We start from the raw sequence: 22,355 nt of genomic DNA on the forward strand, positions 1-22,355 counted from the left end.
ACAATGGAAGGCATGCCTTCCGCACTTCCCGACGGTGAGCCCGTCCCCGACGACGGGGCGCTGCCCGCGCACGCCCTGGCCGGGGCCGCCGACCGCCCCCTCGGGTTCTATCTCCATGTGCCGTACTGCGCGACCCGCTGCGGCTACTGCGACTTCAATACCTACACGGCGACCGAGCTGCGGGGCACCGGAGGCGTGCTCGCCTCCCGCGACAACTACGCGGAGACACTGATCGACGAGGTCCGCCTCGCCCGCAAGGTGCTCGGCGACGACCCGCGTCCCGTCCGTACGGTGTTCGTCGGCGGCGGTACGCCCACGCTCCTGCCCGCCGCCGATCTCGTACGGATGCTCGCCTCGATCCGTGACGAGTTCGGGCTCGCCGACGACGCGGAGATCACCACCGAGGCGAACCCGGAGTCCGTGGACCCCGGGTACCTCGCGACCCTGCGGGCCGGGGGCTTCAACCGGATCTCCTTCGGCATGCAGAGCGCCCGGCAGCACGTGCTGAAGGTGCTCGACCGCACGCACACGCCCGGGCGGCCCGAGGCCTGTGTCGCCGAGGCCCGCGCGGCGGGCTTCGAGCATGTGAACCTCGACCTCATCTACGGCACGCCTGGGGAGTCCGACCACGACTGGCGGGCCTCGCTGGACGCGGCGCTCGGGGCCGGGCCCGATCACATCTCCGCGTACGCGCTCATCGTCGAGGAGGGCACTCAGCTCGCGCGGCGGATCCGGCGTGGGGAGGTGCCGATGACGGACGACGACGTCCACGCGGACCGGTATCTCATCGCCGACGAGGTGCTCTCCGGGGCGGGCTTCGACTGGTACGAGGTGTCCAACTGGGCCACCTCCGATGCCGGGCGGTGCCTCCACAACGAGCTGTACTGGCGTGGTGCCGACTGGTGGGGTGCCGGGCCCGGGGCCCACAGTCATGTGGGCGGGGTGCGCTGGTGGAACGTGAAGCATCCGGGGGCGTATGCCGGGGCGCTGGCGGCGGGGAAGTCGCCCGGGGCGGGGCGTGAGCTGCTCTCCGGGGAGGATCGGCGGGTGGAGCGGATTCTGCTTGAGCTGCGGTTGCGGGAGGGGTGTCCGTTGTCGCTGCTCCGCCCTGATGGGCTCTCCGCCTCGCGGCGGGCGCTGTCCGAGGGGCTTCTGGAGATCGGGCCGTACGACGACGGTCGTGCCGTTCTCACGTTGCGGGGGCGGTTGCTGGCGGATGCGGTGGTGCGGGACCTGGTGGACTGAGGGGCTTTTTTCGCCCCCTCCGCCCCTACCTGTCCCTTGTTCCTGGGGCTCCGCCCCAGACCCCGCTCCTCAAACGCCGGAGGGGCTGAATCTTTCCCCGGCCGGAGCTGAAATCTTTCAGTTCCGGCCAGAGAACCTTTCAACCCCGACCGGCAGATCTTTCGCCCCCGCGGCAGATCTTTCAGTCCCGGCCGGGGGAGATCTTTCAGCCCGTCCGGCGTTTGAGGACGAGCGCGTCAGCGCGATGCGGGGGTCTGGGGGCGGCAGCCCCCAGGAACGGGACGGGAAGGGGCGGAGGGGGCGAGAAAACACCCCTGTCGCTCACTCCGGTGCCGTCACGAAGTCGATCAGTTCCTCCACCCTGCCCAGGAGTTCTGGCTCCAGGTCCTTGTAGGAGTGGACGCGGGACAGGATGTGCTGCCAGGCCGCGCCGGTGTTTTCGGGCCAGCCCAGGGCGCGGCAGACGCCTGTTTTCCAGTCCTGGCCGTGGGGGACCCGGGGCCAGGCGGCGATGCCGACGGAGGACGGTTTCACGGCCTCCCAGATGTCGATGTACGGGTGGCCGACCACCAGGGCGTGGTCGCTGGTGACCGCGTCCGCGATGCGGGACTCCTTCGTGCCGGGGACCAGGTGGTCGACGAGGACGCCGAGGCGGGCGTCCGGCCCCGGGGCGAAGTCCGCGACGATCGCGGGCAGGTCGTCGATGCCCTCCAGGTACTCGACGACGACGCCCTCGATGCGCAGGTCGTCGCCCCAGACGCGTTCGACGAGCTCGGCGTCGTGCCGCCCCTCCACGTAGATCCGCCCGGCCCGTGCCACCCGCGCCCGCGCACCCGGCACCGCGACCGACCCGGAGGCGGTGCGGGCGGGACGTACGGGAGCCGCGCCCGAGGGGCGGACCAGGGTCACCACCTTGCCCTCGAGGAGGAAGCCGCGCGGCTCCAGCGGGAACACCCGGTGCTTGCCGAAGCGGTCCTCAAGCGTCACCGTGCCCGCCTCGCAACGGATCACCGCGCCGCAGAAACCGGTGCCGGGCTCCTCGACCACCAGACCGGGGTCCGCCGGGACCTCGGGTACGGGCTTGGGCTTCTTCCACGGCGGAGTCAGGTCCGGCTGGTACTGGCGCATTCGGATGACGATAGGAGAAGCCGGGCCCCCGTGTCGTACGGCCTCCTACGACACGCCGAAACGGGCCGCCAGCGCGTCCCGTTGGGCCCGGACAAACCCCGCATTCACCACCGCCCCGTGACCGGGCACGTACAACGCGTCCTCCCCGCCCAGGTCGAGCAGCCGGTCAAGGGCCGCCGGCCAGTGGGACGGGACGGCGTCTGTGCCCGCCTGGGGCTCGCCCGACTCCTCCACCAGGTCGCCGCAGAAGACGACCTCCGGCCATGACGTCGATCCGGGGACCAGGACCACCAGGTCGTGGCCCGTGTGGCCGGGGCCCACGTTCGCGAGCAGGACCTGCGTGCCGCCGCCCAGGTCCAGGGTCCACTCGCCGGACACGAGGTGGCGGGGGCGGACGAGCAGATCGGCGGCCTCGTCCGCCTCCCGCGGGTCGAGACCGTGGCGTACGGCGTCCGCGCCCAGCCCCTCGCGGCCGTGCGCGAGAACCGTGTCCAGGCCCACCGCCCCGAACACCTCCACACCCGAGAAGGCGGCCGCGCCGAAAACATGGTCGAAGTGCGCGTGGGTGAGCGCGAGGTGCGTCACCCGGCGGCCGTCAAGCAGCCCTCGCGCCTCGGAACGCAACCGCGCGCCCTCCCGCAGGCTCGACCCCGCGTCGATCACCAGTGCCGCCCCGTCGCCCACCACGAGTCCGGTCGTGCAGTCCCAGTCCGGAAGACGCCGTCGCCCGACCCGTGGCGTCACCCTCTCCCAGCCTGCCTCTTCCCAAGTCACGCTCATGGGCAGACGCTAACGGCGAGGACGTCGTCGGCACGACCGCGCGGGGGCCGCCCTTGCCGGGGGCGTACCTCCCCGCCGTACACTGGGCCGGGGAACGCTGGCACTCGCACGCGCTGAGTGCCAGGGCGAAAGGCCCACCAGGACCACGGGACGACAGCTGGAGGTGTGCGCGATGCTCAGTGAACGCAGGCTCGAAGTGCTGCGCGCCATCGTCCAGGACTATGTGGGGACGGAGGAGCCGGTCGGTTCCAAGGCCCTCACCGAGCGGCACCGGCTCGGGGTTTCTCCGGCGACGGTCCGCAACGACATGGCCGCCCTCGAGGACGAGGGGTACATCGCCCAGCCGCACACCAGCGCCGGGCGCATCCCCACCGACAAGGGCTACCGGCTCTTCGTCGACAAGCTCGCGGGCGTCAAGCCGATGACCGCCCCCGAGCGGCGGGCCATTCAGAACTTCCTCGACGGCGCGGTCGATCTCGACGACGTCGTCGGGCGGACCGTACGACTGCTCGCGCAGCTCACCCGGCAGGTCGCGGTCGTGCAGTACCCGTCCCTCACGCGTTCGACCGTGCGGCACGTCGAGCTGCTGTCGCTGGCTCCGGCCCGCGTCATGCTCGTCCTGATCACGGACACCGGCCGGGTCGAGCAGCGCATGATCGACTGCCCGGTGCCGTTCGGGGAGACGTCGCTGGCGGATCTGCGGGCGCGGCTCAACAGCCGGGTCGCGGGCCGTCGGTTCTCGGACGTTCCGCAACTGGTGCAGGACCTGCCCGACGCCTTCGAGGCGGAGGACCGCGGTACGGTCACGACGGTGCTCTCCACTCTGCTGGAGACGCTCGTCGAGCAGACCGAGGAGCGGCTGATGATCGGCGGCACCGCCAATCTCACCCGTTTCGGACATGACTTCCCTCTCACCATCCGGCCCGTCCTCGAAGCGCTGGAGGAGCAGGTCGTGCTCCTCAAGTTGCTTGGTGAGGCCGGGGATTCGGGCATGACCGTACGGATCGGTCACGAGAACGCCTATGAGGGACTCAACTCCACGTCCGTCGTCTCCGTCGGCTACGGTTCGGGCGACGAAGCAGTAGCGAAACTCGGCGTGGTCGGACCGACCCGCATGGATTACCCCGGCACGATGGGAGCGGTACGAGCGGTGGCACGGTACGTCGGACAGATCCTGGCGGAGTCCTAAGTGGCCACGGACTACTACGCCGTACTCGGCGTGCGCCGCGACGCGTCCCAGGACGAGATCAAGAAGGCGTTCAGAAGGCTCGCGCGCGAGCTGCACCCGGACGTCAATCCCGATCCGAAGACGCAGGAGCGGTTCAAGGAGATCAACGCCGCGTACGAGGTGTTGTCGGACCCGCAGAAGAAGCAGGTCTACGACCTCGGCGGCGACCCGCTGTCCCAGTCGGGCGGCGCGGGCGGCCCCGGTGGCTTCGGCGCCGGTGGCTTCGGCAACTTCTCGGACATCATGGACGCCTTCTTCGGCACGGCGTCGCAGCGTGGCCCCCGGTCGCGTACGCGCCGTGGCCAGGACGCCATGATCCGGCTCGAGATCGAGCTGGACGAGGCGGCTTTCGGCACCACGAAGGACATCCAGGTCGACACGGCCGTGGTGTGCGGCACCTGCAGCGGTGAGGGCGCGGCGCCGGGGACCTCGGCGCAGACCTGTGACATGTGCCGCGGTCGCGGTGAGGTGTCGCAGGTCACGCGGTCCTTCCTCGGCCAGGTCATGACCTCGCGGCCCTGCCCCCAGTGCCAGGGCTTCGGGACCGTCGTCCCGACGCCGTGCCCGGAGTGCGCGGGCGACGGCCGGGTGCGGTCGCGCAGGACGCTGACCGTCAAGATCCCCGCCGGTGTCGACAACGGCACCCGGATCCAGCTCGCGGGCGAGGGCGAGGTCGGCCCCGGCGGCGGCCCCGCCGGCGACCTGTACGTCGAGATCCACGAGCTGCCGCACGCCGTGTTCCAGCGGCGCGGTGACGACCTGCACTGCACGGTCACCATCCCGATGACCGCGGCGGCCCTCGGTACCAAGGTGCCGCTGGAGACGCTCGACGGCATGGAGGAGATCGACATCCGTCCGGGCACGCAGTCCGGGCAGTCGGTCCCGCTGCACGGGCGCGGTATCACGCATCTGCGGGGCGGCGGGCGCGGTGACCTCGTCGTGCACGTCGAGGTGATGACGCCGTCGAAGCTCGACGCCGAGCAGGAGCGCCTGCTGCGTGAGCTGGCCGTGCTGCGCGGCGAGGAGCGGCCCATCGGGCAGTTCCAGCCGGGGCAGCAGGGGCTGTTCTCCCGCCTGAAGGACGCCTTCAACGGTCGCTGAGAGCGCCTTCAGCACTCGCTGAGGTGGGCCTTTCCGCCCCGGGCCGCACAGGCCGGGGCGGGACGTGCGGGTGGCCTATGCCAGGGCGAAGGCTCGATTCGGACTTGTTCGGAGGACGTGACAACATGCCGTCATGTCCTCCGCACTGACCGATCTCTTCCCACACCCGATCGTGCAGGCCCCCATGGCGGGCGGCGTATCCGTCCCGCATCTCGCGGCCGCCGTGTCCGAGGCCGGCGGGCTCGGCTTCCTTGCCGCCGGGTACAAGACCGCCGACGGTATGTACCAGGAGATCAAGCAGCTGCGCGGGATTACCGGACGACCCTTCGGCGTGAACCTCTTCATGCCGCAGCCCGAATACGCGGACAAGGCCGCCGTCGAGGTGTACGCCCACCAGCTCGCGGGTGAGGCCGCCTGGTACGAGACCGAACTCGGCGACCCGGACAGCGGCCGCGACGACGGCTACGACGCCAAACTCGCGGTCCTCCACGACAACCCGGTGCCGGTGGTCTCCTTCCACTTCGGCATCCCCACCCGCGACGTCCTGGACTCCCTCGCCCGCGCCGGCACCCTCACCCTGGTCACCGCGACCACGGCCGAGGAAGCGCTCGCCGTGCAGCGGGCCGGAGCCGCCGCAGTCGTCGTGCAGGGCGTCGAGGCGGGCGGCCACCAGGGCACCCACCGCGACAACCCGGAGACGGACGGCACCGGCATCGGACTGCTCTCGCTGATCGCGCAGGTCCGCGAGACCGTGCAGATCCCGATCGTCGCGGCCGGCGGCATCATGCGGGGCAGCCAGATCGCCGCGGTGCTCGCGGCCGGCGCGAACGCGGCCCAGCTCGGCACGGCGTTCCTCGCCACCCCCGAGTCCGGCGCGCACGCCGTGCACAAGCAGGCACTGACCAACCCCCTTTTCGTACGTACGGAGTTGACACGCGCCTTCTCCGGGCGCCCGGCACGCGGACTCGTCAACCGCTTCCTGCGCGAGCACGGCCCGTACGCGCCCGCCGCGTACCCCCAGGTCCACCACCTCACCTCCCCGCTGCGCAAGGCGGCGGCCAAGGCGGGCGACGCGCAGGGCATGGCGCTGTGGGCGGGCCAGGGACACCGCATGGCACGCGAACTGCCGGCCGGGCAGCTGGTGGAGGTGCTGAGCGCCGAACTCGCCGCTGCGAAGACAGCGTTGTCGGCGGATCCGGAGTCCGGGACGGGTGCGGGGGGTGCGGTCCGATGACGGCGCCGGTGTTCGTGGTCGAGCACTTCGACGCGGGCGGCGGAGGACGCTACGTCCTCGACGGGGCCGAGGGGCGGCACGCGGTCTCCGTGAAGCGGTTGCGGGCCGGCGAGGACGTCATCCTCACGGACGGCGCCGGGCGGTGGGCGGACTGCGTGGTGCTCGACACCGAGGGCAAGGACCGGCTCATCGTCCAGATGGACTCGGTGGCCGAGGAGCCGGAGGAGTCGCCCCGCATCACCGTCGTCCAGGCCCTCCCCAAGGGCGACCGCGGCGAGCTGGCCGTCGAGACCATGACGGAGACCGGCGTCGACGCGATCGTCCCCTGGGTGGCCTCCCGCTGCATCACGCAGTGGAAGGGCGAGCGGGGACTGAAGGGGCTCGCCAAGTGGCGGGCCACGGCCCGGGAGGCCGGCAAGCAGTCCCGCCGCGTCCGCTTCCCCGAGGTCGCGGACGCGATGACGACCAAGCAGGTTGCCGCACTTCTCGCCAAAGCCGACCTCGCGGCCGTCCTGCACGAGAGCGGCGACGAACCCCTCGCCACGGCCGAACTCCCGGAACAGGGCGAGATCGTGCTCGTGATCGGCCCCGAAGGGGGCGTCTCCCCGGAGGAGTTGGTGCTCTTCACCGAGGCGGGCGCGCGGGCGTACCGCCTGGGGCGCAGCGTGCTGCGCACCTCGACCGCCGGGACCGCGGCGGCCGCGCTGCTGCTCGGCCGCACCGGTCGCTGGTCCTGAACCGATGGAGATCCCCTTGGAACTCGCCCAAGTACGTCTGCTCGTCTCCGACTTCCCGGCCTGCTACCGCTTCTACGCGGAAGTCCTCGGCCTCAAGCCCCAGTCGGGCGCGACCGGGGGACCGTACGAGAAGTTCAGCCCGGTCACCGGCTCGGCGGGCATCGCCCTCCAGGACCGCGCGATGATGGCCCAAGTCCTCGGCGAACTGGGCGACATGGCGACGGGACACCGCTCACTGGTGGTGCTGCGCGTGGACGACCTGGACACGTACTGCGAGCAGATCACGGCCCGCGGCGCGACCATCCTGCACGGCCCCGCACCCATGACCGACCGCATGCGCGTCGCCCACCTCAAGGACCCGGAAGGGAACCTGGTGGAGCTGCAGGAGTGGCAGCTGCTGCTCGCCTGAATCCCCGGTCGGCGCCCAGGTGTTCGAGTGTGACGCGTGAGGATGCGGCAGTGGCCGCATGCGGTCTTCCGCGCCACCCGGGACGGTGGCACGCTGCCAGTCATGGGGGCTTTGAGGCGGATAGGAAGACGGGCCGGACAGCGGCGGACGATGGCGGCGGCCGGTCTCGTGGCGGTCGCCGTGGGCGGCGTCGTCGCGTGCGACCCCGCAGGGCTGAGCTCCGCCTCCGTGGCGTACACGACCGACCAGACCGTGACGAAGGAACTCGAGCGGCAGAAGGCGGATGTGCGGTGGCTCACCTGCACGGCGTCGTTCGGCGGCGGCAACAAGGCCTACACGCCCGGGAAGACGCCCTCGCCGACCGAGAACACCGTGGCGGACGTCGACTGCACGGGGGAGACCTCGGACGGGAAGGACATCACCGTCACGGGCAAGGTCACCCGGGCCGTCGACGGCCGGTGCGTACGCGGTGATCTGACCGCCAGGATCGACGGCAAGGAGTGGTTCCACGTGAAGGGTCTCGGCAACTGCGACACCCCCAGCACGCCCGGATACACCCCGCCCGTCAACAACCCACAGCAGCCCGGCCCCACTGTGACCGTGACCGTCACCAAGACCATCTACTGCCAGGGGAACCCCACGTGCTGGCCCCAGGGCAAGTGACGTGCGGGGAGGTAAGTGATCGAAACCCCTGTCCGGGGGCGTGATCGCTGCCTAAGGTGATCGGGTGACAGAGTCCGCACCCTCCGCGTATCTCCGGTTTCCGCATCTGCACGGCGATCTGGTCGCCTTCACCGCCGAGGACGACGTCTGGGTCGCCCCGCTGGACGGGGCGGGCCGCGCCTGGCGGGTCAGCGCAGACAACGTTCCGGTGAACCATCCGCGCATCTCCCCGGACGGTACGACCGTCGCCTGGACGTCCACCCGTGACGGCGCCCCCGAGGTGCATGCCGCCTCGCTGGACGGCGGACCGTCCAAACGGCTGACGTACTGGGGGAGTTCGAAGACCCAGGTGCGCGGCTGGACCCCCGACGGGCAGGTGCTCGCGCTCAGTACGCAGGGACAGGCGAGCCTGCGCCGCAGCTGGGCGCGGGCGATCCCGCTCGACGGCGGTCCGGCCACCACTCTCCCGTACGGGCCCGTCGGCGACGTCGCCCACGGCGACGGGGGCGTGCTGCTGCTGTCCGCTCCGATGGGGCGCGAGGCCGCCTGGTGGAAGCGGTACCGGGGCGGTACGGCGGGCAAGCTGTGGATCGACCGGGAGGGCGACGGGGAGTTCGTACGGCTGCATGAAGGGCTGGACGGGAACCTGGAGTACCCCCTGTGGGTGGGGGACCGGGTCGCCTTCCTGTCCGATCACGAAGGCGTCGGGGCCGTCTACTCCTCTCTCCCGGACGGGTCCGACCTGCGGCGGCACACCGAGATCGACGGTTTTTACGCGCGGCACGCGGCGACCGACGGCACCCGGGTCGTGTACGCGTCCGCCGGTGAACTGTGGCTCCTCGACGACCTGGACGGTGCCGAACCGCGCCGGCTCGACCTCAGGCTCGGCGGACAGCGCGTCGACCTGCAGCCGCATCCCGTGAGCGCCTCCCGCTGGTTCGGGGCCGCCGCGCCCGACCACACCGGACGCGGCAGCGCGATCGCCGTGCGCGGCTCCGTCCACTGGGTCACCCACCGCTCGGGCCCGGCCCGCGCGCTCGCCGCCGAACCCGGCGTACGCGCCCGGCTGCCCCGCACCTTCCGGGCGGAGGGCGAGGAACACGTGGTGTGGGTGACGGACGCCGAGGGCGACGACGCCCTGGAGTTCGCCCCCGCGACCGGCGTCGCGCCCGGCGCGACACCCCGGCGGCTCGCCGCCGGACAGCTCGGGCGGGTCCTTGGGCTCGCGATGTCACCCGACGGCAGCCGCGCCGCCGTCGCCTCGCACGACGGACGCGTCCTGCTCGTCGAGCGCGAGACGGGAGAGGTCCGCGAGGTCGACCGCAGCGAGAACGGCGACGTCAGCGGCCTCGCCTTCTCGCCCGACTCCGCCTGGCTCGCCTGGTCGCACCCCGGCCCGCGCCCGCTGCGCCAGCTCAAGCTCGCCAACACCACCGACCTGTCGGTGACCGAGGCGACCCCGCTCCGCTTCCGGGACTACGCACCCGCGTTCACCCTCGACGGCAAGCACCTCGGGTTCCTCTCGGCCCGGTCCTTCGACCCGGTCTACGACGAGCACGTCTTCGACCTCGCGTTCGTGGGCGGCTCGCGACCGCACCTCATCACGCTCGCCGCGACCACCCCCTCGCCCTTCGGACCGCAGCGCCACGGCCGCCCCTTCGAGGCGCCCGACAAGGACGAGACGCCCGACAGCGAGGGCGCCCCCGCGACCCGGATCGACCTCGACGGACTCGCCGACCGGATCGTGCCGTTCCCCGTCGAGGCCGCCCGCTACTCCGGCCTTCGCGCCGCCAAGGACGGACTGCTGTGGCTGCGGCATCCCGTCCGCGGAGTGCTCGGCTCCTCCCGCGCCACCCCCGACGACCCGGACCCGAAGACCGAACTGGAGCGGTACGACCTCGTCCAGCAGCGCATCGAGCATCTCGCCGCCGACGCCGACCACTTCGCCGTCAGCGGCGACGGCAAGCGCGTCCTGCTGTGGACCGACGGCAAACTCAAGGTCGTACCGAGCGACCGGCGCGCCTCGAACGACGACGAGAGCGACACCAACATCACCGTCGATCTGTCGCGCGTACGACAGACCGTCGACCCGGCCGCCGAGTGGCGGCAGATGTACGACGAGACCGGCCGCCTCATGCGGGACAACTTCTGGCGGCCCGATCTCGGAGGGACCGACTGGGACGGGGTCCTTCAGCGGTACCGGCCGGTGCTTGAACGGGTCGCCACCCACGACGACCTCGTGGACCTCCTGTGGGAGGTGCAGGGCGAACTCGGCACCTCGCACGCGTACGTCATGCCGCGCGGCGGCGGATGGGGCGGCGGTGACCGTGCGCAGGGGCTGCTCGGGGCCGACATCTCCCGTCACGACGACGGCAGTTGGCGTATCGACCGGATCCTCCCCTCGGAGACCTCCGACCCCGACGCACACGCGCCGCTCGCCGCGCCCGGGGTCGCCGTGCGCGCCGGGGACGCCATTGTCGCGGTCGCGGGGCGGCCGGTGGACCCGGTGGCCGGGCCGGGACCGCTGCTCGTCGGCACGGCGGGCAAGCCGGTCGAGCTGACCGTCTCCCCGTCCGGCGGCGGCGATCCGCGGCACGCCGTCGTGGTGCCCCTCGCGGACGAGGAACCGCTGCGCTACCACGCGTGGGTCGCCGACCGGCGGGCCTACGTCCACGAGCAGTCCGGCGGACGGCTCGGCTATCTGCACGTGCCCGACATGGTCGGCTCCGGGTGGGCGCAGCTCCACCGCGACCTGCGCGTCGAGGTGGCGCGCGAGGGACTCGTCGTGGACGTCCGCGAGAACCGCGGCGGCCACACCTCCCAGTTGGTCGTCGAGAAACTCGCCCGGCGGATCGTCGGCTGGGACCTGCCCCGCGGCATGCGCCCGTACAGCTACCCCGAGGACGCGCCGCGCGGGCCCGTCGTCGCCGTCGCCAACGAGTTCTCCGGCTCCGACGGCGACATCGTGAACGCGGCCATCAAGGCGCTGGGCATCGGTCCCGTGGTCGGCACCCGGACCTGGGGCGGCGTGATCGGCATCGACAGCCGCTACCGGCTCGTCGACGGCACCCTCGTCACCCAGCCCAAGTACGCCTTCTGGTTCGAGGGTTACGAGTGGGGCGTGGAGAACCACGGCGTCGATCCGGACGTCGAGGTCGTCCAGACCCCGCAGGACTACGCCGCGGGGCGCGACACACAGTTGGACGAGGCGATCCGGATCGCGCTGGCTGCGCTTGCCGAGAACCCGGCGAAGGCTGCGCCCGCTCTGCCGCAGCTTTGATCTTTTCTGCGGGTGCGTTGTGGCTTGGAACATCCGCCCCTACCGGGCAGGGCGCCCTTGATCGGTAGGGCCGATACGATGCTGGCGTACTGACCGGACCACGTGAGGAGGCACACGCATGGTGGGAGAGCCGCAGGACGACTGCCTGTTCTGCAAGATCGTCGCGGGGCAGATCCCGGCCGACATGGTCCAGGAGACCGAGACGACCGTGGCGTTCCGGGACATCAACCCCCAGGCGCCCACCCACATCCTGGTCATCCCCAAGGTGCACCACCCGGACGCGGCAGCACTGGCCGCCGCCGAACCCGGCATCGCCGCGGACATACTGCGCGAGGCCGGTCAGGTCGCGGCCGAGGAGAAGCTCGACAGCTACCGCATCGTGTTCAACACGGGCAGCGGTGCCGGGCAGACCGTCTTCCACGCACACGCCCACCTCCTCGGTGGTCGTGGCATGCAGTGGCCGCCGGGGTAACCGGCCTTGTCCGTACGTGAATTGGTGGTCCTCGGCACCGCCAGCCAGGTCCCCACCCGCCATCGCAACCACAACGGCTACCTGCTGCGCTGGGACGGGCAAGGGCTGCTGTTCGATCCCGGCGAGGGCACGCAGCGGCAGATGCTGCGTGCCGGGGTCGCGGCCCATGATCTGCACCGGATCTGTGTCACCCACTTCCACGGCGACCACTCGCTCGGGCTCGCCGGGGTGATCCAGCGCATCAACCTCGACCGGGTGCCGCACGAGGTGACCGCGCACTATCCGCGCTCCGGGCAGCGGTTCTTCGACCGGTTGCGGTACGCCACCGCGTACCGCGAGACCGTCGCGCTCACCGAGGCGCCGGTCGACGCCGATGGGGTGCTTGCTGTGAGCGCTTCGTACACGCTGGAGGCACGGCGGCTCTCCCACCCCGTCGAGTCGTACGGCTACCGGCTTGTCGAGCCCGACGGGCGGCGGATGCTGTCCGAGCGGCTCGCCGAGCGGGGGGTCCGGGGACCTGATGTCGGGCGGCTGCAGCGAGAGGGCTCCCTTCCGGGAGTCTCCCTCGACGAGGTGAGCGAGGTCCGGCGCGGGCAGCGGTTCGCGTTCGTGATGGACACCCGGCTGTGCGACGGGGTGTATGCGCTTGCCGAGGGGTGCGACATGCTGGTCATCGAGTCGACGTTTCTTGATGAGGACGAGCAACTTGCTTCGGATCACGGTCATTTGACGGCTGGTCAGGCTGGCCGGGTGGCCAAGGACGCCGGCGTACGGCATCTCGTGCTCACGCACTTCAGTCAGCGGTACTCCGAACCGGATGAGTTCGAGCGGCAGGCTCGGGCCGCCGGGTTCGAGGGGGAGCTGACCGTGGCGCACGATCTGGTTCGGGTGCCGGTTCCCAAGCGGCGGTGATGGTGGGCTCGGGTGGCGGTGCGAGTGCCGGTTCCGAAGCGGCGTTGACGGTGGTTCGGGTGGTAGTTCGAGTGCCGGTTCCGGAGCTGTGGGGAATCGCCTTTACGATGATTTGATGCCCCTCCCCAAAGCTGAACTGCACCTCCACATCGAAGGCACCCTCGAACCCGAGCTGGCCTTCGCGCTCGCCGCGCGCAACGGCGTGACCCTGCCGTACGCGGACACCGAAGAGCTGCGCAAGGCGTATCTCTTCGACGATCTCCAGTCGTTCCTGAACCTGTACTACGAGCTCATGGCCGTACTGCGGACGGAACAGGACTTCACCGACCTCGCTGACGCCTACCTCGCGCGCGCCGCCGCGCAGGGCGTGCGGCACGCCGAGATCTTCTTCGACCCGCAGGCGCACATCGCGCGGGGGGTGGGAATGGGGACCGTCGTCGAGGGGCTCTCCCGCGCGCTCGCGCGCAGTGAGGAGACGCACGGTGTCTCCACCCAGCTGATCATGTGCTTCCTGCGCGACGAGTCCGCCGAGTCGGCCATGGACACCCTGGAGGCCGCGAAGCCGTACCTCGACCGCATCGTCGGCATCGGCCTCGACTCCGCCGAGGTCGGGCACCCGCCGGTCAAGTTCCGCGAGGTGTACGAGGCCGCCGCCGCGCTCGGGCTGCGGCGCGTCGCGCACGCGGGTGAGGAAGGGCCGCCGTCCTACATCACCGAGGCGCTGGACGTCCTCGGCGTCGAGCGCATCGACCACGGGCTGCGCTGCATGGAGGACGACGCGCTGGTCGAGCGGCTCGTGCGCGAGCGGGTGCCGTTGACGCTGTGCCCGCTGTCGAACGTACGGCTGCGGGCCGTGGAGATGCTGGAGGACCATCCGCTGGTCGCGATGATGGACGCCGGGCTGCTGTGCACCGTGAACTCCGATGACCCCGCGTACTTCGGGGGGTACGTCGGGGACACCTTCCACGCGGTGCGGGAAGCGCTGGGGGTCGATCAGGAACGGTTGCGGGAGCTGGCCCGCAACTCCTTCGAGGCGTCCTTCCTCGAGCACGACGAGGAGCGGCGGGCCCGGTACATCGCCGAGGTGGCGGCGTACGAGTTCGAGTAGACGGGCTTTCTACGTGGGGCCGGGCCCCGGTGCGGCCGCTGTTGCTGCCTGCCGGGGTCCTGCCGTGTCGTACGCCGTCCGCTGGGCCGGGATCGCGTCCAACGAGATCTCCACCACCGTGTGTTCGGGGGTGGCGTACCGGGTCCTGGCCGTGCTCGTGCGCAGGGCCACGGCCGTCATCGGGACCGTGAGCAGGAGCAGGCCGAGGGCCAGGATCGTGCCCATCGCCGGGTAGCCCGCCCGGGCGGAGAGCAGGCTGCCCGTGAGCGGGCCGCACGCCGTGCCGAGTGAGGAGGCGGAGCCTACGAGGACCGCCCAGCGGCCGCGCGGGTCCAGGGACGCGGCGAGGCCGATCACGTACGTCGGCCGCCGCGCAATCTTGTGTGTCGCGGCGTGCATGCTGGACTGTCTTCGGGAGGGGAACGGAAGTTCCTGGGCCGAACGGGTGACCTTTGCCGGTGGTGTTCGTTGACTGCAGTGATGGGATCTTCGGTCGGGCGGGGGTGAACGGGTGGGCGGGGTACGAGAGTTGGCGGCATCGTTCGTGGTGCCCGGCCCTGCGGGGGTGGCGATCCGAGACCGGCTGAGGGTGTCGGGGGCGGACGAGACGGTGCTGTGTGAGGTCGGCGCCTTCCTGGGCTCGCTGGCCGCAGAGGATCTCGTAGTCCGTTCCCAGCAGGGCGCGGCGCCTGATGCGGCCGCCTGGGCGGTGCGCAAGCGGGAGTTGACCGGGCGCTCGTCCGCGCGTTGGGCGGGGAGTGTCACCAAGGCGACGCATGACCAGTGGGCGCTGGCCCGGCGCGGTCAGGCCGCCCACATCACTTGGCTGCGGGGGCAGATCGCGCAGATTGCGGCGCGGCTGGCCCGGCCGCTGGGCGCCAAGGCCTGTAAACGTGAGGGCCTGGTACGGGGGTATGCCTCGCGTGCCGAGTGGCATGCCAAGTCCCGGCGTCTGCACGTGCTGCAGGGACGGCTGGCGGTGGTGGAGGCGGACTGGGCGGCGGGCCGGGTGCGTGTGGTGCGCGGCGGCCGAAGTCTGATGAACACTCGTCACCACCTCGCTGAGGCCGGGCTGAGTGAGCGGGCGTGGCGTGAGCGGTGGGAGGCGGCGCGGATGTTCCTGGCCGCCGACGGGGAGTCCGGCAAACGCTTCGGCAACGAGACGATCCGCGTCACCGACAGCGGACAGCTCTCCCTCAAACTCCCGCTCCCGCTGGCGCACTTGGCCAACGCGCCGCACGGCCGGTACGTGCTCGACGCACGGGTGGCGTTCCAGTACCGGGGCCAGGAGTGGCTCGACCGGATCACCGCCAACCGGGCGGTGGCCTACCGCATCCACCACGACACGGTGCGAGGCCGCTGGTATGTGACCGCGTCCTGGCAGCGGGCCGCAACGCCGGTGCTGCCCCTGGAAGCGGCCCTGGCTCAGGGGGTGGTGGGGGTGGACATGAACGACGACCACCTCGCTGCCTGGCAGCTCGATACCCACGGCAATCCGGTCGGGGAGCCGCAGCGCTTCTTCTACGACCTGACCGGGAACGCGGATCACCGGGATGCGCAGATCCGGCACGCGCTAACGCGGCTGCTGCACTTCGCCCGGCGCAGCGGCGTCGCCGCGATCGCCGTCGAGGATCTCGACTTCACCGACGGCAGGAGCCGGGAGAAGCACGGCCGCAACAAACGCTTCCGCCGACTGATCTCCCGCTTCCCGACCGCGAGACTCAAGGCCCGGCTCGTCTCGATGGCCGCCGAGCAGGACATGGCCATCGTCGCGGTCGACCCCGCCTACACAAGCCGCTGGGGCGGCCAGCACTGGCAGAAACCCCTGACCACCCCCACCCGCAAGACCACCCGGCACGATGCGGCGAGCATCGGGGTCGGAAGGCGCGCACTCGGACATCCGATCAGGCGACGGGCGGCACCGCCCCCTGTACACCAGAGCGATGTGCAGGGGCATCGGACCGGCCAGGCCCGACCGGACACCCGAGGGCGTGAGGAAACCCGCCCCCACGTTCCCGGACCGCGCACGCGATGCGCGCCGCCCGGTGGTGGAGCGAAAGCGGGAGACCAGTGTGCCCAACACCGTTCGGGGCACATGGCTGAGCATGCGTCCTGGCTACAGGACTCACTCCCGCTCAGCTATTAGCAACGGTTGGGCGGCTGTCGACGGACAGGAATGCTCGGGCAATTCGCATTTGAGGGGGCGGGGGGCGAAAAAATGCCTCCGCGGCAACCCTGGGATCAGGCTGAGCGGCCGAAGCCGATGGTGGGGACTGCTCGTCTCAGGGGCCAGGGGCGGGAAGTCTCCGGGAGTAGGGGCTCCAGGAAGGCGTAGCGGTCGAGGGCGGCGGGGTCCTGGTCGTCGACCGACTGGACGCGGCGCCACCAGGCGGCGATCTCGGACCAGCCGGGGGCGGAGAGGGAGCCGCCGAACTCCTGGACGGAGAGCGCGGCGGTGAGGCCGGCGAAGGCGAGGCGGTCGGCGAGGGGCCAGTCGGCGAGGGTGGCCATGACGAAGCCGGCGACGAAGACGTCACCGGCGCCGGTGGGATCCAGGGCCTCGACGGCGATGGCGGGCACCTCGGCGCTCTGGCCGGTGCCGGCGTCAACGGCGTACGCACCCTCGGCGCCGAGCGTGACCACGGCGAGCGGCACGTGCTCCGTGAGCGCGTGGGCCGCGGCCCGAGGGGAAGAGGCGCCTGTGTAGCGCATCGCCTCCTCGGCGTTGGGCAGGAACGCCTCGCAGTGCGCGAGGTCGGACAGCCCCGCCAGATCCCACGCGCCCGTGTCGTCCCAGCCGACGTCCGCGAAGATCCGGGCCCCCTTGCTCGCGGCCTGCGCGATCCACGGCGCGGGCTTGCCCGGCGTGAGCGCGGCGACGGCGGCACGCGCGCTCGGCGGGCAGTCGGGCGCCGGCTCCTCCGGAGGCGGCTCGTGGCCGTGCGAGACCATCGTGCGTTCGCCCTCGTACGCCATCGACACGGTGACCGGCGAGTGCCAGCCGGGCACCGTGCGGGACGGGGAGAGGTCGATGTGCTCGCCCTGCTCCAGGGCGTCCCAGCAGTACTCCCCGTAGTGGTCGTCCCCGAAGGCCGCCGCCAGCGAGGTCTTCAGGCCCAGCCGCGCCAGCGCCGTCGCCATGTTCGCCACGCCGCCGGGGCTCGACCCCATCCCGCGCGCCCAGGACTCGGTCCCGCGCACCGGGGCGGAGTCGAGCCCGGTGAAGATGATGTCGAGGAAGACGGTGCCCGTGAGGTAGACGTCCCAGGGCGGATCCTGGGGCGCGCGCAGCCCGGCGAGCGGGTCGACGGGCGCGTGGCTGTACGGTCGCTCTCCGTTGGCTGCGGTCACGGTGCGCTCCCTGACGTGGTGCTGATTTCAAGTCAGTCTGCACCACGCTGCGGGCGGAGCGGCGGAGCACGCCCGCAACTGCCGTCGCGTCAGGCTCCCGCCGGAGCCGTTCCCGCAGGTCCGGGGGGCGGCGTCCGGTGCGGCCTTCGGCGCGGTGGGCGTGAAGGCTCTCGCGGGGCGCGGCCGGATACGGTCGTTGCGGCCGCCGCCGCGGACCAGGAAACCGACCTCGGTGAGTCCAGAGGATCGGCGAGGTCGGCTTGAAGGGAAGCGGCGCCGGTGACTACCAGCGCGGCACGGCCGGTGTGACCCAGTCCGGGGCCGCGATCCGCATCGCCGCCGCGTCGTCGCGGTCGTGCAGTTTGCCGTCGTCGTCGAGCCAGCGCTGGTGCAGGAAGCGGAGTTTGTCCTGGTCGAGTTCGACGCCGAGGCCGGGGGCGTCGGAGACCTTGACCGAGCCGTTCTCGAAGGTGAGGCGCTCGGTGAGTACGTCCTCGGACTGCCAGGGGTAGTGGGAGTCGCAGGCGTGGTGGAGGTCGGGGACCGTCGAGGCGACGTGGGTCATCGCGGCGAGTGAGATGCCGAGATGGGTGTTGGAGTGCATGGACACGCTTACGCCGAACGTGCGGCAGATGGCGGCGAGTTCACGTGTGTTGCGCAGTCCGCCCCAGTAGTGGTGGTCGGACAGGACGACCTGCACCGCCCCCTTGGTGAAGGCCTCCTGGATCTCCGCGAAGGTCGTCACGCACATGTTGGTGGCGAGCGGGACCGAGGTGCGGGAGGCGACCTCCGCCATGGCGGGCGTGCCGAGTGCGGGGTCCTCCAGGTATTCGAGTACGTCACCCAGCTCCTCGGCGACCCTCAGTGAAGTCTCCACGGACCAGGCGCCGTTGGGGTCCAGGCGCAGGGGATGCCCGGGGAACGCCTCGGCGAGTGCCCGTACGGCGGCGATCTCCTCGTCCGGCGGGAAGACACCGCCCTTCAGCTTGAACGAGGTGAACCCGTACCGCTCGGTGAACTTCCGCGCCTGCTCGACGACTCCGGCTGGGTCGACGGCGGCGCCCCAGTCGTCCTTCTCGCTCTCGACGCCCTCGGGGTGCTCGGCCCATTTGTAGAAGAGGTACGCGCTGTACTCCACCGCGTCCCGCACCTTGCCGCCGAGCAGCGCGTGCACGGGCAGCCCGAGTGCCTTGCCCAGCGCGTCCAGGCAGGCCACCTCGAAGCCGGAGACCACGGACAGGCGCAGCTTGTCGGCGGTCTGGACGCCGCGCAGACCGCCGACGTCGATCTGGTCGTCGACCCGGCCCTGGTCGACGGCCACCTCGTCGGCGACGGTGAACAGGCCGTTGAGGTCGGAGACTTGGCGGCCGACCAGTTTGTCGGCGAAGGGGCGGGCGAGTTCGAGGTACTTGCCGTCGCCGTACGTCTCGCCGACGCCCGTCACACCGTCCGCCGTGACGACCTCCACGATCAGCCGGGGGGTGTACGGCTGGTGCACGCCCTGCGTGTTGAGCAGCGGCGGGTCGGCCACCAGGATCGGGGTCAGCCGCACGTCGGTGATGGTCAGATCGCGGGTCACAGGGCGGCTCCTACGGAGGCGGAGGTAGGGGTGGAGGGGGAGGCGGAGGTGGGGACGAGGGCGAGTCCGGTGGCGAGCAGCTTTTCCAGGTCGGCGAGGTCCGTTGCCGACGGGTCGGTGAGCGGGGCGCGGACCGGGCCGACGGGGTGGCCGCGGAGCCGGGCGGCGGCCTTCACGAGCGAGACGGCGTAGCCGGGCCGGCGGTCGCGGAGTTCGACGAAGGGGATGTAGAAGTCGCGCAGCAGCCGGTCCATGGCGGCGTCGTCACCGTCCTGGTGCGCCGCGAAGAAGGCGTCGGCGATCTCGGGCGCGAAGGCGTGCACGGCCGACGAGTACGCGGGGACGCCGACCGTGGCGTACGCGCGGGCCTGGATCTCCGCCGTGGCGGCCCCGTTGAAGAACAGGAACCCCTCGGGCGCGGCGAGGGTGAGCCGCTGCAGGCGGTCGAGGTCGCTGTGTCCGTCCTTGAGTCCGATGACGCCGGGGATGCGGGCGACATGCCTCAACGACTCGGCGCTGAAGGTGACTTGGCCGCGCTGGTAGACGATGAGGGGCAGTCGTGTCCGTACGGCGATCTGCTCCACCTGTGCGACGAGCCCGTCCTGCGGCGCGGCGACGAGATAGTGCGGCAGCACAAGCAGGGCGTCGGCGCCGGCCTCCTCCGCGATCCGCGCGAACCGGGCGGCCTGGGCCCAGCCGTACCCGATACCCGCGACGACGGGCACGCGCCCTGCCGCCGCCTCGACCGTCGCGGCGACGACCTTCCGGTACTCGTCCTCGTCCAGTGAGAAGAACTCGCCGGTGCCGCAGGCCGGGAAGACGGCGCCGGGGCCGGTGGCGATCTGCGCGGCCACATGTGTACGGAAGCCGTCGAGGTCGAGGGAGCCGTCGCGGTGGAAGCTGGTGAGCGGGAACGACAGCACGCCGCGTGCCATCCCTTCGCGCAGCCGCTCCACGACGGCCTTCCTGTGCGTGTCCGCGGTCATCCCTGTCATCATCTCCGTATGTAGATGTCGTCTACGTATGAAGATGGAGATTAGGTACGCGAACGAGAGACGTCAATGGGCCGGGCCGCCACGCTTACGATCTGCACATGCCGGAACCCACTGACGAGCGCGGAGTGCGCGAGGTGAAGTCCGCCGCGCGCACGGTCGAACTGCTGGAACTGCTCGCCGTGCGGGGCGACCGTCCGGCACGCCTCCAGGAGCTCGCGGACGCGCTCGAAGTGCCCCGCAGCTCGATGTACGCGCTGCTCCAGACCCTGATCGGCCGGGGCTGGGTGCGCACGGACGTCACGGGTTCGCTCTACGGCATCGGCATCCACGCGCTCCTCACCGGCACCAGCTATCTGGACTCGGACCCGCGCGTGCGCGCCGTACGCCCCTACCTCGACGAGGCCTCGCAGGCGCTCGGCGAGACGATCCACATGGGGCGCCTCGACGGCACGGACGTGGCCTACCTCGCGACCCGCGAATCGCACGAGTACCTGCGCACCATCAGCCGGGTGGGCCGCCGGCTCCCCGCCCACGTGGGCGCACTGGGCAAGGCCCTGCTGGCCGAACGCCCCGACGAGAAGCTGCCCGAGGGCCCGTACGCCGCCGCCACCCCGCACACCCACACCCGGCGCGACGCCCTCGCGGCGGACCTGGCCCGCACCCGCGCCCGCGGCTACTCCGTCGACCGCGAGGAGGGCGTCCTCGGCATCGTCGGCTTCGGCTTCGCCCTGCGGTACGACGTCCCCGCCCAGGACGCCGTCAGCTGCTCGGTTCCGGTGGCCCGGCTGACCTCCGCACACGAGGACCGGATCATCACGGTCATGCGCGAGATCCGGGCCAAGATCGAGACGGCGGCCCCGGGGGCGGCGGGAGCCCCGCACTGGCGCTGAGGCCGCACGGCGACGGTCCAGGTCACGGTGCGTCGACGGTCCACGTCACGGTGAAAAGCCCTACGGACTTGTCAGTGCAGGGTCGTACTCTTGGAATCGCAAGGCTGCCCCCGTGGCAAGCGTGCCGATCGAGGAGGAAAAGCAGGCCTCAGAGCCGGCCCATGACTCAGACACCCACAGCACAGACCCCCGCACAGGGGCAGGCAAGAGCGCGTTTCACGGTCCCCGCGAATCACCCCATGGTCACTGTGCTGGGGTCCGGCGACGCCCTCCTGCGCGTGATCGAGAAGGCCTTCCCGGCGGCCGACATCCATGTCCGGGGCAATGAGATCAGCGCGGTGGGCGACGCCGGCGAAGTCGCCCTCGTCCAGCGCCTGTTCGACGAGATGATGCTGGTGCTCCGCACCGGGCAGCCGATGACGGAGGACGCCGTGGAACGCTCGATCGCGATGCTCAGAGCGAGCGAGAACGGGGAGGGCGACGGCGAGGAGACCCCGGCCGAGGTCCTCACGCAGAACATCCTGTCCTGGCGGGGCCGCACCATCCGCCCCAAGACGCTCAACCAGAAGCGGTACGTCGACGCCATCGACAAGCACACCATCGTCTTCGGCATCGGCCCCGCCGGTACGGGCAAGACGTACCTCGCCATGGCGAAGGCCGTCCAGGCGCTCCAGGCCAAGCAGGTCAGCCGGATCATCCTCACCCGCCCGGCGGTGGAGGCGGGAGAGCGCCTGGGATTCCTCCCGGGCACCCTCTACGACAAGATCGACCCGTACCTGCGCCCGCTGTACGACGCGCTGCACGACATGCTCGACCCGGACTCGATCCCGCGCCTGATGGCGGCGGGCACGATCGAGGTCGCGCCGCTCGCCTACATGCGCGGCCGTACGCTCAACGACGCCTTCATCATCCTGGACGAGGCCCAGAACACGAGCCCCGAGCAGATGAAGATGTTCCTGACCCGGCTCGGCTTCGAGTCGAAGATCGTGATCACGGGTGACGTGACCCAGGTCGACCTGCCGAGCGGCACGAAGTCGGGTCTGCGGCAGGTCCAGGACATCCTGGAGGGCCTTCCGGACATCCACTTCTCCCGGCTCACGTCGAGCGATGTCGTACGGCACAAGCTGGTCGGCCGTATCGTCGACGCGTACGAGAAGTACGACAGCGAGAACGGCACCGAGAACGGCTCCCACAAGGGCCGCAGGCACTAAGAGCCGTAACTTTTAAAGCAGGAGACCAGCAC

General features: G+C 71.2%; 19 protein-coding genes and 1 pseudogene. 14 read left to right on the forward strand and 6 right to left on the reverse strand.

From position 1 onward, the window contains the following. Window positions 1-12 precede the first annotated feature (12 nt). Entirely contained in the window at window positions 13-1,245 is a 1,233-nt protein-coding gene (gene hemW, locus OG266_RS29665; RefSeq protein WP_371549281.1) for a radical SAM family heme chaperone HemW, read from the forward strand. A gap of 321 nt (window positions 1,246-1,566) precedes the next feature. On the opposite strand, the gene OG266_RS29670 is transcribed toward hemW, so the two are convergent. Both OG266_RS29670 and OG266_RS29675 read right to left on the reverse strand, forming a co-directional pair. Next, complete coding sequence (locus OG266_RS29670) at window positions 1,567-2,373, reverse strand: DUF3097 domain-containing protein (protein WP_371549282.1); 807 nt, start codon at window positions 2,371-2,373, stop codon at window positions 1,567-1,569. Between the two features lie 45 nt (window positions 2,374-2,418). Further along, window positions 2,419-3,153 carry an MBL fold metallo-hydrolase gene (locus OG266_RS29675; RefSeq protein WP_371549284.1) on the reverse strand — a complete coding sequence of 245 codons (735 nt, stop codon included), beginning with the start codon at window positions 3,151-3,153 and terminating at the stop codon, window positions 2,419-2,421. Window positions 3,154-3,325: 172 nt separating this feature from the next. Between OG266_RS29675 and hrcA the strand changes: the two genes are divergently transcribed. The 10 genes from hrcA to OG266_RS29725 all read left to right on the forward strand — a co-directional run bounded on the left by hrcA (window position 3,326) and on the right by OG266_RS29725 (window position 14,297). Further along, window positions 3,326-4,342 (forward strand): heat-inducible transcriptional repressor HrcA, encoded by a 1,017-nt coding sequence (hrcA, locus tag OG266_RS29680; protein ID WP_266462508.1) that lies wholly within the window; start codon window positions 3,326-3,328, stop codon window positions 4,340-4,342. After that, entirely contained in the window at window positions 4,343-5,482 is a 1,140-nt protein-coding gene (dnaJ, locus tag OG266_RS29685) for a molecular chaperone DnaJ (protein ID WP_266462510.1), read from the forward strand. A gap of 133 nt (window positions 5,483-5,615) precedes the next feature. Further along, window positions 5,616-6,716: a nitronate monooxygenase gene (locus OG266_RS29690; protein WP_371549286.1), complete on the forward strand. Its 1,101-nt coding sequence runs from the start codon at window positions 5,616-5,618 to the stop codon at window positions 6,714-6,716. Then, complete coding sequence (locus tag OG266_RS29695; protein WP_371549287.1) at window positions 6,713-7,453, forward strand: 16S rRNA (uracil(1498)-N(3))-methyltransferase; 741 nt, start codon at window positions 6,713-6,715, stop codon at window positions 7,451-7,453. Before OG266_RS29690 ends, OG266_RS29695 begins: the two co-directional genes overlap by 4 nt. Window positions 7,454-7,469: 16 nt before the next feature. Further along, window positions 7,470-7,862: a VOC family protein gene (locus OG266_RS29700; RefSeq protein WP_266462516.1), complete on the forward strand. Its 393-nt coding sequence runs from the start codon at window positions 7,470-7,472 to the stop codon at window positions 7,860-7,862. Between the two features lie 102 nt (window positions 7,863-7,964). Continuing rightward, window positions 7,965-8,525 (forward strand): hypothetical protein, encoded by a 561-nt coding sequence (locus OG266_RS29705; protein ID WP_371549290.1) that lies wholly within the window; start codon window positions 7,965-7,967, stop codon window positions 8,523-8,525. Between the two features lie 64 nt (window positions 8,526-8,589). Further along, window positions 8,590-11,805, forward strand: coding sequence for a S41 family peptidase (locus tag OG266_RS29710; RefSeq protein WP_371549292.1), 3,216 nt, complete (start codon window positions 8,590-8,592; stop codon window positions 11,803-11,805). Window positions 11,806-11,923: 118 nt separating this feature from the next. After that, window positions 11,924-12,277 carry a histidine triad nucleotide-binding protein gene (locus OG266_RS29715; protein WP_371549294.1) on the forward strand — a complete coding sequence of 118 codons (354 nt, stop codon included), beginning with the start codon at window positions 11,924-11,926 and terminating at the stop codon, window positions 12,275-12,277. 6 nt (window positions 12,278-12,283) lie between these two features. After that, the gene (locus OG266_RS29720; RefSeq protein ID WP_371549296.1) at window positions 12,284-13,189 is read left to right on the forward strand and encodes a ribonuclease Z; all 906 of its coding nucleotides are present in this window, start codon (window positions 12,284-12,286) and stop codon (window positions 13,187-13,189) included. A 115-nt stretch (window positions 13,190-13,304) separates the two neighbouring features. Continuing rightward, window positions 13,305-14,297 carry an adenosine deaminase gene (locus OG266_RS29725; RefSeq protein WP_371549298.1) on the forward strand — a complete coding sequence of 331 codons (993 nt, stop codon included), beginning with the start codon at window positions 13,305-13,307 and terminating at the stop codon, window positions 14,295-14,297. Between the two features lie 9 nt (window positions 14,298-14,306). Here OG266_RS29725 and OG266_RS29730 read toward each other — a convergent pair. Next, window positions 14,307-14,660, reverse strand: a pseudogene (locus OG266_RS29730) (MFS transporter); the annotation flags it as partial. Window positions 14,661-14,808: 148 nt separating this feature from the next. Between OG266_RS29730 and OG266_RS29735 the strand changes: the two are divergent. Then, window positions 14,809-16,443 (forward strand): IS200/IS605 family accessory protein TnpB-related protein, encoded by a 1,635-nt coding sequence (locus OG266_RS29735; protein ID WP_371549299.1) that lies wholly within the window; start codon window positions 14,809-14,811, stop codon window positions 16,441-16,443. A gap of 95 nt (window positions 16,444-16,538) precedes the next feature. Here OG266_RS29735 and OG266_RS29740 read toward each other — a convergent pair whose 3' ends face one another. From OG266_RS29740 to OG266_RS29750, 3 genes are all read right to left on the reverse strand, one after another. After that, window positions 16,539-17,648, reverse strand: coding sequence for a carbohydrate kinase family protein (locus OG266_RS29740; protein WP_371549302.1), 1,110 nt, complete (start codon window positions 17,646-17,648; stop codon window positions 16,539-16,541). A gap of 283 nt (window positions 17,649-17,931) precedes the next feature. Then, window positions 17,932-19,227, reverse strand: coding sequence for a glucarate dehydratase family protein (locus OG266_RS29745; protein WP_371549303.1), 1,296 nt, complete (start codon window positions 19,225-19,227; stop codon window positions 17,932-17,934). Then, complete coding sequence (locus tag OG266_RS29750; RefSeq protein WP_371549305.1) at window positions 19,224-20,213, reverse strand: 5-dehydro-4-deoxyglucarate dehydratase; 990 nt, start codon at window positions 20,211-20,213, stop codon at window positions 19,224-19,226. Before OG266_RS29750 ends, OG266_RS29745 begins: the two co-directional genes overlap by 4 nt. Window positions 20,214-20,320: 107 nt before the next feature. Here OG266_RS29750 and OG266_RS29755 point away from each other — a divergent pair, with 107 nt between their 5' ends. Next, complete coding sequence (locus OG266_RS29755) at window positions 20,321-21,112, forward strand: IclR family transcriptional regulator (protein WP_371549307.1); 792 nt, start codon at window positions 20,321-20,323, stop codon at window positions 21,110-21,112. Between the two features lie 161 nt (window positions 21,113-21,273). Further along, window positions 21,274-22,323: a PhoH family protein gene (locus OG266_RS29760; RefSeq protein ID WP_266462555.1), complete on the forward strand. Its 1,050-nt coding sequence runs from the start codon at window positions 21,274-21,276 to the stop codon at window positions 22,321-22,323. Window positions 22,324-22,355 lie beyond the last annotated feature (32 nt).

Source organism: Streptomyces sp. NBC_00554 (assembly GCF_041431135.1).
GTDB lineage: Bacteria > Actinomycetota > Actinomycetes > Streptomycetales > Streptomycetaceae > Streptomyces.